The organism is Aeromonas sp. 2HA2 (assembly GCF_029237345.1).
Lineage (GTDB): Bacteria > Pseudomonadota > Gammaproteobacteria > Enterobacterales > Aeromonadaceae > Aeromonas > Aeromonas salmonicida.
This window is the reverse complement of sequence record NZ_JAACGB010000003.1, coordinates 213,856-227,359: the sequence shown is the minus strand read 5'-3', so window position 1 is coordinate 227,359 and position 13,504 is coordinate 213,856. Positions and strand designations below refer to the sequence as shown.

Below are 13,504 nucleotides of genomic sequence, written 5' to 3'. Positions count from 1 at the left end.
CCAGACTCCTGGTTTCATCTTTTCCAGCCCCATCGACATCAGCCTGACCTGAGCCTAGTGCAAGCAGGTCGGGTGCGGGCAAGCGGCAACAAAAACAGAGGGAAGGCTTGCGCCTTCCCTCTTTCGTTATGCCCGTTCTCTTTTGTTATGTGCAGCGCTGTTCTTTGGTCTGCACGCTAGATTTTCACTCTAGATTTCCACTCTAGATTCCCACTCTGATTTGCACGCTTGCCGGGATCAGGCCAGCTCGGTCCGCAGCGCCTTGGTGGCATTGACCATTACCTTGAGTGCGGCTTCCGTCTCTTCCCAGCCCCGGGTCTTGAGGCCGCAATCCGGGTTGACCCAGAGCCGATCGGCCGGGATCTGCTTGGCTGCCTTGCGGATTAGATCCTCAATCCAGTCCTGGCTCGGCACGTTCGGCGAGTGGATGTCATACACGCCCGGACCGATCTCGTTGGGGTAGTTGAAGCGCTCGAACGCTTCAAGCAACTGCATCTGGCTGCGGCTGGTCTCTATGGTGATCACGTCCGCATCCAGCGCCGCCACCGCCTCTATGATGAGGTTGAAGTCGCTATAACACATGTGGGTGTGGATCTGGGTGCTGTCCACCACCGGGCTTGCGCTCAGGCGGAAGGCGCGCACCGCCCAATCCAGATATGCCTGGTGATCCTGCTTGCGCAGGGGCAGCCCTTCACGGATCGCAGGCTCGTCGATCTGGATGATCTTGATGCCGGCGGCTTCCAGATCCGCCACCTCGTCACGAATGGCCAGGCCAATCTGCAGGGCAGACTGCTCGCGGCTCACGTCTTCCCGCGGGAAGGACCAGCAGAGAATGGTCACGGGCCCGGTCAGCATGCCCTTGACAGGTTTGTCGGTCAGGCTCTGGGCAAACTTGGTCCACTCAAGGGTCATGGGGGTCGGGCGGTCAATGTCACGTGTGATCACCGGCGGCTTGACGCAGCGGGAGCCATAGCTCTGTACCCAGCCGAAGCGGGTGATGGCAAAGCCGTCCAGCAGCTCGCCAAAATACTCCACCATGTCGTTGCGTTCGGCCTCGCCATGCACCAGCACGTCCAGCCCGATGGCTTCCTGGCGCTCGATGGCATCCTTGATCTGGGCCTGGATGCCCGCCTCGTAAGCACTGTCATCAATGCGGCCCGCCCGCCACTCCTGACGCAGCACCCGAATTTCCGAGGTCTGCGGGAAGGAGCCAATGGTGGTGGTAGGCAGCAGCGGCAGCTTGAGATCATTGCGCTGCGCCTGCGCCCGTACCGGATAGGCACTCTGGCGGTCGAAATCGCTGTTGGTCAGGCTGGCCAGACGAGACTGCACCGCTTTCTTGTGGACCCGGCTGTCGGACTCCCGATCGACGATGGGCTGGCTGTAGGCGGTGATTTTGTCGATGTCACCACCGTCCAGGTAGTCGGAGAGCAGTCCCAGCTCGTAGCACTTTTGCAGGGCGAAGGCGAACCAGCTGCGGGTCTGGGGATCCAGCTCGTGCTCCAGGGTGAGATCCACCGGGCTGTGCAACAAGGAACAAGAAGAGGCAACCCAGAGCCGCTCGCCGAGCTTCTCTTTCAATGCTTTCAGCGTCGGCGCCAGCTTGGCCAGGTTGGCACGCCAGACGTTGCGACCATTGATCACACCGGCCGAGAGGACCCACTGGGCCGGCAAGTGCGGGACCAGGGTCTCCAGCTGCTCGGGGGCGGCCACCAGATCCAGGTGCAGGCCATCCACCTTGAGGCTGGTGATGATGTCGCGCTGATGGGCCACTGAGCCGAAATAGGTGGTGAGCAGCAGCTTGCAGGGGCCGCTCAAGCGCTCATAGGCGTTGAGGTAGGCCAGGCGCCACTCGTCCGGCAGGTCCAGCGCCAGGGCCGGCTCGTCGATCTGCACCCACTCCACCCCTTGCGCCGAGAGCCTCCCCAGTATCTCCTGATAGACGATCAGCAGGCGGTCGAGCAGTTCGAGACGGGAGAAGCCGCTCTCTTTCTCCTTGCCAAGCCACAGATAGGAGACGGGCCCCAGCAGCACGGCCTTGACCGGCAGCCCCAGCGCCTTGGCCTCTTCCACTTCGTCAAACAGTTGGCTCCAGCCCAGCTTGAAGCGCTGATCACGGCTGAACTCGGGCACCAGGTAGTGGTAGTTGGTATTGAACCACTTGGTCATCTCGGCGGCGGCAGCAGACGGGCCGGTCGGCGCACGGCCACGGGCCACCCGGAACAGGGTATCGAGATCGGTATCCCCATGGCGGTGGCGGGCAGGCACAGCGTCCACCAGCAAACTGGTGCCGAGCACTTGGTCGTACCAGGCAAAATCCCCCACCGGCAGCAGGTTGACCCCGGCGGTGCGCTGGGCCTGCCAGTGACGCTCACGCAGGCTCTTGCCGGTGGCGATGAGTTCTGCCTGAGTGGTCTCGCCACGCCAGTAGGATTCGAGGGCAAATTTCAGCTCGCGCTTGGCGCCGATACGGGGGAAGCCCAGTGTGTGTGCTCGTGTCATAGGTCCAATTCCTTGTGCTCATTCATCTGATGGGAAACTGGATGATTTGGCCATCCAGATGTTTACACATCCAAAATGACAAGATAAGGTGGCCTTGGCTATTGAATACTCTTCAACTGGCTCTCAAATAATCCGCAACTAGCGTGCAAGAGCCTCTTCAACGGATATGCAAGAAAGCCTTCAACTGATGCAACAAGGAGCCACGTCATGGCAGTGCCAAGCAATTCAGGCCTGGAAATCAAACATTTGAGAACCCTGACCGCATTGGCCGAGCAAGGGTCGCTGGCCGGCGCGGCGCAGAGCCTGAATCTGACCCAGTCGGCCCTCTCCCATCAGCTCAAAGAGCTGGAAACCCGTCTTGGCCTGGAGCTTTTTCTTCGCAAGAGCCGCCCCCTGGTGCTGACGGCGGCGGGCCAGCAGTTGCTGGCTCTGGCCCGCCAGGTGCTGCCGGCCCTGGCACAGACCGAGAAACAGCTGCAGGCCCTGCACAGCGGTGACGCTGGCCGGTTGCACCTGGCGCTGGACTGCCACAGCTGCATTCAGTGGCTGCTGCCGCTCTTGCCCGATTTTCGTCGCCAGTGGCCCGGGGTGGATCTGGAGGTGGAGTCTGTGCCCGGCTTTGATGCAATCAATGCCCTGCTCGGCGGTCAGCTCGACTTGCTGCTCACCTCGGACGTACAGGCCCGCGGGGATCTGCACTTCGAGCCGCTGTTCGCCTTCGATCTCACCCTGGTGATGGCGCCGGATCACCCTCTATGCCACCAGGGCCGGATCACCCCGGAGGATCTCAAGCAGGAGGTGCTGCTGGTCTACCCGGTGGAGCGGGCCCGCATGGACGTGTTCAGCCGCTTCCTGCAACCGGCCGGGGTCGAACCCGCCCGCTGCAAGCTGGTGGACAATACCTCCGTCATGCTGCAGATGGCCGCCGCCGGGCTCGGGGTCGCTGCCCTGCCGCGCTGGGCCAGCGAGGAGTTTGTGCGTCAGGGACTGCTTGAGGCCAGGCCACTCGGCAACGGTGTGCGCCGCCACATGTATGGGGCCGTGCGCGCCGCCGACAAGGATCAGCCCTGTTTGCAGAGCCTGTTCGAGCGCATTCGCAGCAAGATGGGTGAGCAGAAAGAGGCGTAAAAAAGCCGCCCCTGGGGCGGCTTGCGATGAGTCGGGAGCCAGCGCCCTCAGGGTTCGTCCTGGCAGTGGGTGGCACCATGTCGCCTCGGGCAGTTGGCGCAGAGCTCGCCATCGCGGCGCTTGTAGTGCAGGCAGCAGCGCTGGCGCACATAACCGGGGGACAGCGTATCGGCCGGGATCGATGCCGGACGCCACCCCGCCAGATGCTCGGCTGGCAGGCCACAGGCGGCGAGCCAGCGCGGCGCATGTTCGCTCACCTGCTCACGGCTGACATGGGTGAAAAAGTCAGGCACCCGCACCAGGGCCGCCAGCAGATCATCGGCCAGCAGCGGGCGCACGAAACCCGGTCTGAGTCGCTGCACCCCGCCCAGCAGCGCGAACAGCGCCTGCCAGTGGGCTTGCAGCCGCTCGCCAGCCACCTTGATCAACAGACTGATGTCCCCCTTGATCATGGGGTCGGCCGGCAGGGTAAAACCGGATACCACGCCATCCTGATAGTCCTGCCCCATGCGATCGACGGCGGGGACAACACCCAACCGATAAACAGCCGCCATGGTCAGATAGAGGGATTGCCAGCAGAGCATGCCCCAGCTGCGAGTCAGCCAGTAGGCCGGCCCCGCCTCAGGGTGCGCCAGCCGCCAGTGATCATATAGCGCCGCCGCCACCTCGGCAGGGGTTGAATGGGGGGGAGCCGCCAGCAGATGAGGCCTGTCCCCCACTCCCGCCAGCCGCCCCTTGAGCGAAGGAATAACCCCGGCCGCGACGGCAAACAGGGCCCCATGATCCGCAAGCGCACTAGCCTGTGTATCCGTGGTCAGTTCCTCAAGCCCACCGGCCCCGGTGAACTGGCGACTATCGCGGACTGCCAGTGGTGCAGCGGGCCCCGGGACTGGCCCGGGGCGCAGGGTCAGAATACGTATTTGAGTCGCGCCTCCATATTGCGTTCTGCCCCGAACCAGCAGTTGTTCTGGTCATAGCAGGAGTAGTAGGTCTTGTTAAAGAGGTTGCTGGCACTCACCGAGGCCTCTACCCCCTTCAGACGCTGGCTGAGTTGGGCCAGATCGTAGGACACCGCCATGTCCATCAGGAGGTAATCCGGTACCCTGTCCGTGTTGGCGGCATCAAGCTGGGCCTCCCCCACGTAACGCAGACCGGCCCCCAGCCGTAAACCGTTATCCAGCTGGTAGTTGCTCCAGAGGGATGCCATCTGTTTGGGCACCCAGACCGGGGTCTTGCCCTGCAGGCTGGTGGTATCGCGGGTGATCTCCATGTCCTGGCGGGTATAACTCAGCGCCAGATCCAGCTGGCTGGTGAGATCGACTCGCCCCTCCAGCTCGACGCCCCTGGAGATCATCTCTCCGGTCTGCAGCTTGGGCCCGTAGACGTTGTCCGGATCCGTCACCAGCGCATTTTGCTTGGTGATGTGGAAGACCGAGGCGGTAAAAGTCTTGCTCATGTCCTCGGAAAGATACTTGAGCCCCCCCTCCCACTGATGGCCTGTGGCAGGGTCAAAAGCCTTGCCGCTCTTGTCCGCCCCCGCTACCGGCTCGAAGCTCTCGGCATAGCTCACATAGGGGGAGAAGCCGCCATCCAGCTCATAGAGGGCGCCGAGACGGAAGGAGAGGTTGTCCTGATCTATCTTGGCGAGGGACTGGCTCGCCGCTCCCTGATAGAGGGTCTGGCTGTCGGTGTCCATCCGGTAGCTGTCGTAGCGGGCGCCGCCTATGGCCACCAGCCGGTCGAGTCGCACCTGATCCTGCAGATAGACGCCGGTCTGGGACTGGCGAATGGTCTTGCTGTCCTGATAGTTGAAGGTGAGGGCCGCCGGCACTATCTGGCTGTGGTTCGGGTTGAAGATGTCGATGGCGGGGGCGGAATAGTCCAGCGTATCCCGGTAGAGCACCCGCGCATCCAGATACTGGTAATCGACTCCGAGCAACAGGTTGTGCCGGGCGCTGCCGGTCATCACCTTGCCTGCCAGCTGGTTGTCGATGACAAAGCCTTTGGACTCTTCATCGGTCAGATAGGCATTGCGGGCCAGAGTGCGGTGGTCCGCCGCCAGCGCCGCATTGTAGGTGTTCTGCTGGTTAGCCGAGGCGTCCATGTAGCGGGCGTTTTGCAGCAGTTGCCAGTTGTCGTTGAAGTCGTGGCTCAGCTTGTAGCCAAGCAGGGTCACCTCCCGGCTGTAGTGGTTCCAGTTCTCGTCGCCGAGGAAGCTGTCACTGCCAAGCTGGCCCAGGGGATTGGACTTGACCGAGCTGCTGGCCGGCACCGTGGTGTAGATGCCCGCTTGTGGGTCTTTCTGGTAGTAGAGGTTCAGGTTGAGCAGGGTACGATCACTCAACTGCCAGTCCAGCGATGGCGCGAACACATAGCGCTCCTCCTGTGAAGTCACCGCCTGCCCCTCCTTCTGGCGGGCCAGTCCCACCAGCCGATAGGCAAGCTGCTCATTGATGGCGCCCGTGCTGTCGAGGGTCAGCTCCTTGAGGATGCCGGTGCCCGTCGCCACGCTGAGGCTGTGTCTGGCCTCACGTTGCGGCCGCTTGGCAATGAGGTTGACCATGCCCCCCGGCGGCATGCTGCCGTAGAGCACCGAGGTCGGCCCCTTGAACACCTCCAGCTGCTCTATGGCCACCGGATCTATCTGGGGTTGCAGGTTCCAGTCGTTGTATTGCAGCAAGAGGCCGTCGTAGAAGTTCTGGTAGTTGTCAAAGCCACGGATATTGAACAGGTCCAGCCGGTTGACCGCCCCGCCGCGCAGCTCGGTATTGACGCCGGGCACGTAGCGCAGCGCCTCGCTCACCGAGCTCACACCACGCTGCTCCAGGGTCTCGCCGTCCACCACTGAGATGGCCTGGGGCGTCTCCATGGGGTCGAGCCGGGTCTTGGTCGCCGTGTTGCGATAGGTCTGGCCCAGTACCGTCAGGGTTTCATCGGCCACCGCGCCTTGCGCATTGGACGTGGGGGCGGCCAGCACGGGGCCGGCCAACAGGGCGGAGATGGTCGCGGCGACCAGGGTCAATGGGGGGTGAACAAGTTGCATCTGATCCTCGACTGCTTGGCACAAGTTAATGGTAACAAATCTCATTTGCATTTTATTGTGCTAATTTGCTCTCGAATTAACAATTTGGGGCATGTCGGCAGGAAGAAGGGCAAAAGAGGGGCAAAAAAAGCCCCATTCGAAGACCGGTCATGTCAGTGGAGAAAGACCTTGAATTCAAATGGCTATCTTTTCTAAAGGTAGGCTTTAATGAGATGGCTGCCAATGGCGGGGTGCCACTGCACTTGATACAGGCCGGACGATGGGCGCCCTGCCGCTAAACGACTCACTGGGTTCAGCCCTGGCGGGGGGCTATGGGCAACCAGTACTCCATGTGGGCATCGGGTTGCAAACCATCGAAGCCTAAGGCGTAACGCTCCAGCTCGAAACCATCCAGCCCCCGATAACCCGAGGCTGGCAGCCAGTGCAAGATGAACCAGTTGAGGGTCTGCCCCAGCTGGCTGATGGGGCCGACGTGGGTAAGCACGGCGTACTCCTGGGGCGGAATGGCCAGACGAGCCAGCCCGTTCGGCGGCTCGCTCCCCTCCTCTGCCGCCACGCCCGCCCAGTAGGCCAGCTGCTCCCCCGCCCCTGACACATCCACCACGCCGATCAGATCGCAGGCCCTGTCCAGGCCGCCGGCACTGCGCAAGGCACGCCAGATGGCGGGCACCGTCTGCTGAAAATCGGGCGAGCTGGCAAAGAGCCCGCGGATCAGTCCCCTGACCCCCTGCAGCATGAAACCCGACTGGCTCTCGACCCTTACCTGCACCAATCGGGGAGTATTGGCAAGCGGCATAGGCGCTCGCACCAGCGGGGTGCGCAATCCCAGCCGCAGACCCCGTTTGCGATAGGCCAGCGGCGAGCAGCCGAACTGCTGCTTGAAGGCACGGCTGAAGCTCACCTCGGAACCAAATCCGTAGTTCAGCGCCAGATCCAGCACCCGCTGGCGGCTCGTGAGCAGCGCCTCCGCCGCCAGGCTCAGCTTGAGCTCGCGCACATAGTGGGCCACCGTCAGCCCTGTCTCGTGCAAGAAGACCCGCTGCAACTGCCAGCGCGACCAGCAGCTCTGCTCGGCCAGCTGCTCCAGCGACAATGGCTGATCCAGATGCCCGTGGATGTAGTCGAGCACCCGCTCGATGCGGGTGAAATGGGCGCTCGCCTGTGGCACAGGGCCAGGGGATGCGAGGGGGAAGGTCGGTGTCATCGGGTGGTCGGGATCGCTGCCAGCAGAGGGGCACGCTCGCCCAAGTGGCCACATTAAACATGGCCGCTGCCCCGGCGGCAAGTGGTCTGCGGCCACCGGCGAACAGCGCACGCCCCGTTTGTGGCTCAACCCCCCGCGCTCACCTAAGCCCTCAACAAGGCCGTCAAGCCAGGTTGTCAGACTGTCACAAAAGTGACGCGTTTCCCTGTCAGATTGTTTGAAAACAAATATATCAATTAGATTTGAAAGCCCATAAAGTCCTCGTTCGAATCTTTTTCAGGGAGAGCCAAGATGAAGAAAATTGCCTTGATCACCGGAGCCCGTGGCGGCATCGGATCCGCCATCACCACTGCCTTGCTGGCCCAGGGGTATCGCATCATCGCCACCCACTCCAGCGGCAACAGTGCGGCGGCCCACGACTGGTACGGGGAGCAGGGCTATCGGCCGGATCAGGTGCGGCTGCTGCCGCTGGACGTGGCCGACACCGCCATGTGCCGCGAGACCCTGGGTCGCCTGTTGCAAGACGAGGGCCGGGTGGACGTGCTGGTCAACAACGCCGGCATCACCCGGGATGGCGCCTTCAAGCGCATGGCGCCAGAGCAGTGGTTCGAGGTGATCCACACCAATCTGTGCAGCCTCTACAACGTGACCCAGCCGCTGTTCGACGCCATGTGCGAGCAGCGCGATGCCCGCATCATCAACATCTCCTCGGTCAACGGCCAGAAGGGACAGTTCGGTCAGGTCAACTACTCGGCGGCCAAGGCGGGCATGCTGGGCTTTACCAAGGCGCTGGCGGCGGAAGGAGCCCGCTTCGGGGTCACGGTCAACGCCATCGCCCCCGGTTACACAGCCACCCCCATGGTGGAGGCGATCCGCAGCGATATCCTCGACAGCATCAAGGCCGACATTCCGATGCGCCGCCTCGCCAAGCCGGAGGAGATCGCCGCCGCCGTGGCCTTCCTCGCGAGCGAAGCGGGCGCCTATATCACGGGGGAAACCCTGGCCATCAACGGCGGCCTTTATATGAAATAGCGCCGGAGTCAAGGCGAACGACAGAGGGCAGCCAACAGGCTGCCCTCTGTGTTTGCAAGTCGGGACGAGCAGGTTGCCACCCGGCTCAGGGGCGCGCCGGCACGGCCCCCGAGGGCTCGGCGAAGTGGCTGCGCAGGGCCGTGATCACCCGCCGCACCTTCTCCGGGATCTCCCGCTGGGGAGTGATGGCATGGATCTCCATGGGCGGCACCCGGAAGCCCGGCAGCAGCTCCAGCAGCCGACCCTGGGCGAGATCCTCGGCGATTTCCCCCTCCGGTTGCAGCGAGACCCCCTGCCCCGCCAGGGTGAACTGGCGCAACGGCAGCACGTTGTTGCACACCACCCTGGGCTTGGGTTTGACCTTGTGACCCTGCCCCTTGTCGTCGAAGAAGGTCAGGCCTCCACTCAGCATGTCCGCCGCCAGCCAGTCGTGTTCAAGCAGATCTGCCGGACTGCGCGGTGTACCCTTGCGCGCCAGATAGGCGGGCGAGGCACACAGCAGCATCCGGGTCTGACCCAGCTTGCGCGCCACCAGGCTGGAGTCGGACAGGGTACCGACCCGCAGCGCCACGTCGATGCGCTCGGCGATGAGATCCCGCTTCTCGTCGTCGGCGATGATCTGGATGCACAGGCCGGGATGGGCCTGCAACAGGGGCGACAAGGCCCGCGCCAGCGGCTGGCCCGCCATCCCCACGGGCGCCGTGATCCGCACCTCGCCGAGCAGGCTGTCGCGCACCTCGGAAAGGCGCAGCTCGGTCTGGTTCAGCGTCTGTTGCAGCGACTGGCACCCCTGCCACACCACTTCCCCCGCCTCGGTCAGGTTGAGGCGACGAGTGGAACGGTGCAGCAGGGTGAGGCCGAGCAGGCTCTCCAGCTGGCTGATATGCTGACTGACGGCGGAGGGGGTCATGCCAAGAGCCTTGGCGGCGCCCGTCATGCTGCCCGCCTCTACCACGGCGGCGAAGATGGCGTAACGTCTGAGCTGTTCCATTATTAAATCCAGCTTACAAGTGAATCAATTTTACAGTCGATTATTAAATCACATTTGGCGGAGTAGGATAGCCCCATTCCAACAGTGAAGGAGAATCACCCATGAAAATTGCCCTGATCGGTGCCAGCGGTTTTGTCGGTACAGCCATCCTCAATGAAGCCGTCAGCCGCGGCCATCACGTCACCGCCATCGTCCGCGATGTCAGCAAGGTGGCTGCCCACCCGCAGGTCACCGCCGTGGCGGTAGATGCCCAAAACCCACAGGCACTGGCCGAGGTGCTCAAGGGGCACGACCGGGTGATCAGCGCCTACAACCCGGGCTGGACCGCACCGGACATCTACGACCAGTACCTCAAAGGGGCCAAGGCCATAGTCGCGGCGGCCGTGACCGCCCGCAGCTGGTTGCTGGTGGTCGGTGGTGCCGGCAGCCTGGAAATCGCCCCCGGCGTACAGCTGGTAGATACCCCGGACTTCCCGGCCGAGTGGAAGCAGGGCGCACTGGCGGCCCGCGACGGTCTCACCGCCCTGCGCCGTGAAACCACCCTCGACTGGCGCTTCGTCTCCCCGCCCGTGTTCCTCGAACCCGGCGAGAAGCGCGGTGGCTATCACCTCGGTGGCGATCAGGTGCTCTTTAGCGGTGACAAGCCTGCCGGGATCACGGTCGGCGATCTGGCCGATGGCGTGCTGAACGAGGTGGAAAAACCGGCCCACCTGCGCCAGCGCTTTACTCTGGGCTACTGAGTGGGCAACCGAGTGAGCGCGCTCACCGATCAGGCCCTTGTCTGATCCCTGCTCAAAGCACACAGCAAGAAGGGAGGCATCAGCCTCCCTTCTTGTTTCTCGTCTCCGATAGCCCGGCCCACTCCCGCCAGTGAACGCTATGCCAGCCAGCCGCGTGCTCTCGCAATAGCCGGGGGCCCGCTGCGCTGATGGGACAGTCGGAACACAGCCCCGTTAACCGCTCAATAAACACCCACCTGAATGGGTGTCGAATTCTATTTCGATTTTTGTATATAACTAAGAATAATTTGTTGTTTCCGTCTTATAACGCCGAACAGTAGCATCACCCTCAATCCAAATGGCGCCATCTTTACCGGTCGGCCCGGTGTGTCACCACCGACCCGCGCTGTCATGTTTGCACTGAGTCGTCGGGAAAGCCCCGGTACTCAGAAAATGAGGAGGTGCACATGGAACATTCACCACTGCCAATCATCGATCTCGCCGCCCTTGGTGGCGCCCCTGCGACTCGTCGCCAGATGCTGGCCAAGCTTGGCCGGGCGGCCCGCGACATCGGCTTTTTCTATCTGACAGGCCATGGCCTGAGCGAGGCGCAGCAGCAAGAGACCCTGGCGCTGGCGGCCCGCTTCTTCGCCCTGCCGGAGCAGGAAAAACGGGCAGTGCAGATGGTACACTCCCCCCATTTTCGCGGTTACAACCAGGTGGGCGCCGAACTCACCCGCCAGCGGCCGGACAGGCGGGAGCAGTTCGACATCATGAATGAGACGCCTGCGCTGGCAGAGGACGAGATCCATGCCCCCTGGCAGCGGCTGATAGGCCCCAACCAGTGGCCTGCCGCCCTGCCCGAGATGAAAGCGCATCTGCTGGCCTGGCAGGATCGCCTCAGCGACATCACCCTCACCCTGCTCGACGCCTTCGCCGAGGTGCTGGCGCAGCCGCAGGGAGTGTTCGATGCCAGCATTCGCGGCAAGCCCTATCAGCACATGAAGCTCATCCACTATCCGGGACGCGAAGCAGGTAGCAGCAGCCAGGGAGTGGGCGCCCACAAGGATCCCGGCTACCTGACCCTGGTGATGCAGGACGATCACTCCGGGCTTGAGGTAGAGACGGCGGCAGGCTGGATCCCTGCGCCGCCCCTGCCGGGGGCCCTGGTGGTCAATATCGGCGAGTTGCTTGAGCTGGCCTCCAACGGCTACCTCAAGGCCACCCTGCACAGGGTGGTGAGCCCACCGCCAGGGGTATCGCGCCTCTCCTGCGCCTTCTTTATGGCGGCGCGGCTCGATGCCACTGTGCCGCTGCTGACCCTGTCGCCGAGTCTGGCGGCGCAGGCGCAAGGCCCCGAGAGCGACCCCGCCAACCCGCTCTTCTATCAGGTGGGGGAAAACGTGCTGAAAGGACGGTTGCGCTCCCACTCGGATGTGGCGGCACGCCACTATACCGCCGACCCGGCGTCAGCCAACGAACAGATGGCAAGCGGGCAGACGACAAGCAGCGAGCGGCGCGAACCTCAGCCAGCCTGACTCTGCCATACCTATTAAACGGGGGACGCCGCGGCGTCCCGCCATCCAGATGACACAAGCAGTTAAGCCACAGCCTGGCAATGACGGAGTAATAGAATGAAATTCAAGACAATGAGCGTGCACAGCGGCCAACGGATCGATCCCCAGACCGGCGCCCTCACCACACCGCTTTACCAGAGCAGCACCTTCAGCTACTTCAATGCCCAGGCGGGCAAGGAGCGTTTCGCGGGTCAAGCCCCCGGCTTTATCTACAGCCGCTTTGGCAATCCCACCACAGCCGAGCTGGAGCAAAAACTGGCGGCCCTTGAGGGCGCCGACGAGGCGCTGGTGGTGGCGAGCGGCATGGCGGCGGTGAGCGCCATCATGTATGCCCTGGCCGACAGCGGCGATGAAGTGGCCTACATAGGTCCGCTCTACGGCGGCACAGATGCCTTCCTGAAACAGACCTTCAGCCGCGCCGGCATCAAGGTCACCGCCTATGAGAGCGATCAGGATCTGCTGGCCAACATTCGTCCCGCCACCAAGGTGGTACTGTTCGAAACCCTGACCAACCCCACCCTCAAGGTGGTGGATCCGCGGGTGGTAGTGGAAGCGGCCCACAAGGTGGGCGCCATCACCGTGTGTGACAATACCTTCCTCACTCCCTATCTGTTGCGCCCGCTGGAGCTTGGCATCGACATCGTCATGCACAGCGGTACCAAATATCTGGGCGGCCACGGCGACATCATCGCCGGTGTGGTGGCTGGCTCCCACGCGCTGATGAAATCCATCCGCACGGTGGCGCTCAAGCACATTGGCTCCCCCATAGGCCCGCAGGAGGCCTACCTGCTGCAACGGGGAGTCAAGACCCTACCCCTGCGCATGGATGCCCACCTGCACAATGCGCAGAAAGTGGCCGAGTTCCTGGCCGCTCACCCGGCAGTGAAGAAGGTGATCTACCCGGGCCTTGCCAACCACCCGGGTCACGACGCCCTCGGCGCCTTCGCCAGCGGCTTTGGCGGCATGGTGAGCATAGAGCTTGAAGGGGGCTTTGCGCGCTGCGCCACCCTGCTCGACAACCTGCAACTGTTCGTGCAGGCGGTGAGCCTCGGCGATCTCGAGAGCCTGGCCTGCCATCCGGCCAGCACCACCCACGCCGCCATGGACGAAGCGAGCCGTCTCGCCGCCGGGGTGAATGACGATCTCATCCGCTTCAGCATCGGCGTGGAGGACGCCGACGATCTGATCGCCGATCTGGCAGCGGCACTGGCCCTCGTCTGACGGACAAAGGCTAACCTTTACGGCGGACAGACAATCTGACGTACAAAGAGCCCGCCCCATCGCTGTGATGGGGCGGGCTCTTTTATG

At 63.1% G+C, this 13,504-nt stretch carries 10 protein-coding genes; 5 read left to right on the top strand and 5 right to left on the bottom strand.

Annotation, left to right across the window (positions count from 1 at the left end; translation table 11 throughout):
• Positions 1 to 237: 237 nt before the first annotated feature.
• Positions 238 to 2,502, bottom strand: coding sequence for a 5-methyltetrahydropteroyltriglutamate--homocysteine S-methyltransferase (gene metE, locus GWQ29_RS07315; protein ID WP_275919102.1), 2,265 nt, complete (start codon positions 2,500 to 2,502; stop codon positions 238 to 240).
• A gap of 207 nt (positions 2,503 to 2,709) precedes the next feature.
• Here metE and GWQ29_RS07310 point away from each other — a divergent pair, with 207 nt between their 5' ends.
• A complete protein-coding gene (locus tag GWQ29_RS07310) occupies positions 2,710 to 3,630 on the top strand; it encodes a LysR substrate-binding domain-containing protein (protein WP_099993520.1) in 921 nt (306 codons plus the stop codon).
• A 47-nt stretch (positions 3,631 to 3,677) separates the two neighbouring features.
• Here the strand turns inward: GWQ29_RS07310 and GWQ29_RS07305 are convergent, their stop codons facing one another.
• The 3 genes from GWQ29_RS07305 to GWQ29_RS07295 all read right to left on the bottom strand — a co-directional run bounded on the left by GWQ29_RS07305 (position 3,678) and on the right by GWQ29_RS07295 (position 7,877).
• Positions 3,678 to 4,448, bottom strand: coding sequence for a siderophore ferric iron reductase (locus GWQ29_RS07305; RefSeq protein WP_111588299.1), 771 nt, complete (start codon positions 4,446 to 4,448; stop codon positions 3,678 to 3,680).
• An 89-nt stretch (positions 4,449 to 4,537) separates the two neighbouring features.
• Positions 4,538 to 6,673 (bottom strand): TonB-dependent siderophore receptor, encoded by a 2,136-nt coding sequence (locus tag GWQ29_RS07300; RefSeq protein WP_275919101.1) that lies wholly within the window; start codon positions 6,671 to 6,673, stop codon positions 4,538 to 4,540.
• A gap of 292 nt (positions 6,674 to 6,965) precedes the next feature.
• Complete coding sequence (locus GWQ29_RS07295; RefSeq protein ID WP_192873215.1) at positions 6,966 to 7,877, bottom strand: AraC family transcriptional regulator; 912 nt, start codon at positions 7,875 to 7,877, stop codon at positions 6,966 to 6,968.
• Between the two features lie 291 nt (positions 7,878 to 8,168).
• On the opposite strand from GWQ29_RS07295, the gene GWQ29_RS07290 reads away from it, so the two are divergent.
• Complete coding sequence (locus GWQ29_RS07290; RefSeq protein WP_042869918.1) at positions 8,169 to 8,909, top strand: SDR family oxidoreductase; 741 nt, start codon at positions 8,169 to 8,171, stop codon at positions 8,907 to 8,909.
• 85 nt (positions 8,910 to 8,994) lie between these two features.
• Here GWQ29_RS07290 and GWQ29_RS07285 read toward each other — a convergent pair whose 3' ends face one another.
• Complete coding sequence (locus GWQ29_RS07285) at positions 8,995 to 9,900, bottom strand: LysR family transcriptional regulator (protein WP_021138227.1); 906 nt, start codon at positions 9,898 to 9,900, stop codon at positions 8,995 to 8,997.
• A 101-nt stretch (positions 9,901 to 10,001) separates the two neighbouring features.
• Between GWQ29_RS07285 and GWQ29_RS07280 the strand changes: the two genes are divergently transcribed.
• The 3 genes from GWQ29_RS07280 (at position 10,002) to GWQ29_RS07270 (ending at position 13,417) form a co-directional block, all read left to right on the top strand.
• Complete coding sequence (locus GWQ29_RS07280; protein ID WP_058394494.1) at positions 10,002 to 10,640, top strand: NAD(P)-dependent oxidoreductase; 639 nt, start codon at positions 10,002 to 10,004, stop codon at positions 10,638 to 10,640.
• 446 nt (positions 10,641 to 11,086) lie between these two features.
• Positions 11,087 to 12,157, top strand: coding sequence for a 2-oxoglutarate and iron-dependent oxygenase domain-containing protein (locus GWQ29_RS07275; protein ID WP_275919100.1), 1,071 nt, complete (start codon positions 11,087 to 11,089; stop codon positions 12,155 to 12,157).
• 96 nt (positions 12,158 to 12,253) lie between these two features.
• A complete protein-coding gene (locus GWQ29_RS07270; protein WP_265421411.1) occupies positions 12,254 to 13,417 on the top strand; it encodes a PLP-dependent aspartate aminotransferase family protein in 1,164 nt (387 codons plus the stop codon).
• Positions 13,418 to 13,504: the final 87 nt, after the last annotated feature.

Coding starts and splice junctions, on each gene's coding strand:
- GWQ29_RS07300 (WP_275919101.1), bottom strand. CDS start 6,673: ATGCAACTTGTTCACCCCCCATTGACCCTGGTCGCCGCGACCATCTCC.
- GWQ29_RS07275 (WP_275919100.1), top strand. CDS start 11,087: ATGGAACATTCACCACTGCCAATCATCGATCTCGCCGCCCTTGGTGGC.
- GWQ29_RS07295 (WP_192873215.1), bottom strand. CDS start 7,877: ATGACACCGACCTTCCCCCTCGCATCCCCTGGCCCTGTGCCACAGGCG.
- GWQ29_RS07280 (WP_058394494.1), top strand. CDS start 10,002: ATGAAAATTGCCCTGATCGGTGCCAGCGGTTTTGTCGGTACAGCCATC.
- GWQ29_RS07290 (WP_042869918.1), top strand. CDS start 8,169: ATGAAGAAAATTGCCTTGATCACCGGAGCCCGTGGCGGCATCGGATCC.
- GWQ29_RS07285 (WP_021138227.1), bottom strand. CDS start 9,900: ATGGAACAGCTCAGACGTTACGCCATCTTCGCCGCCGTGGTAGAGGCG.
- GWQ29_RS07270 (WP_265421411.1), top strand. CDS start 12,254: ATGAAATTCAAGACAATGAGCGTGCACAGCGGCCAACGGATCGATCCC.
- GWQ29_RS07310 (WP_099993520.1), top strand. CDS start 2,710: ATGGCAGTGCCAAGCAATTCAGGCCTGGAAATCAAACATTTGAGAACC.
- metE (WP_275919102.1), bottom strand. CDS start 2,502: ATGACACGAGCACACACACTGGGCTTCCCCCGTATCGGCGCCAAGCGC.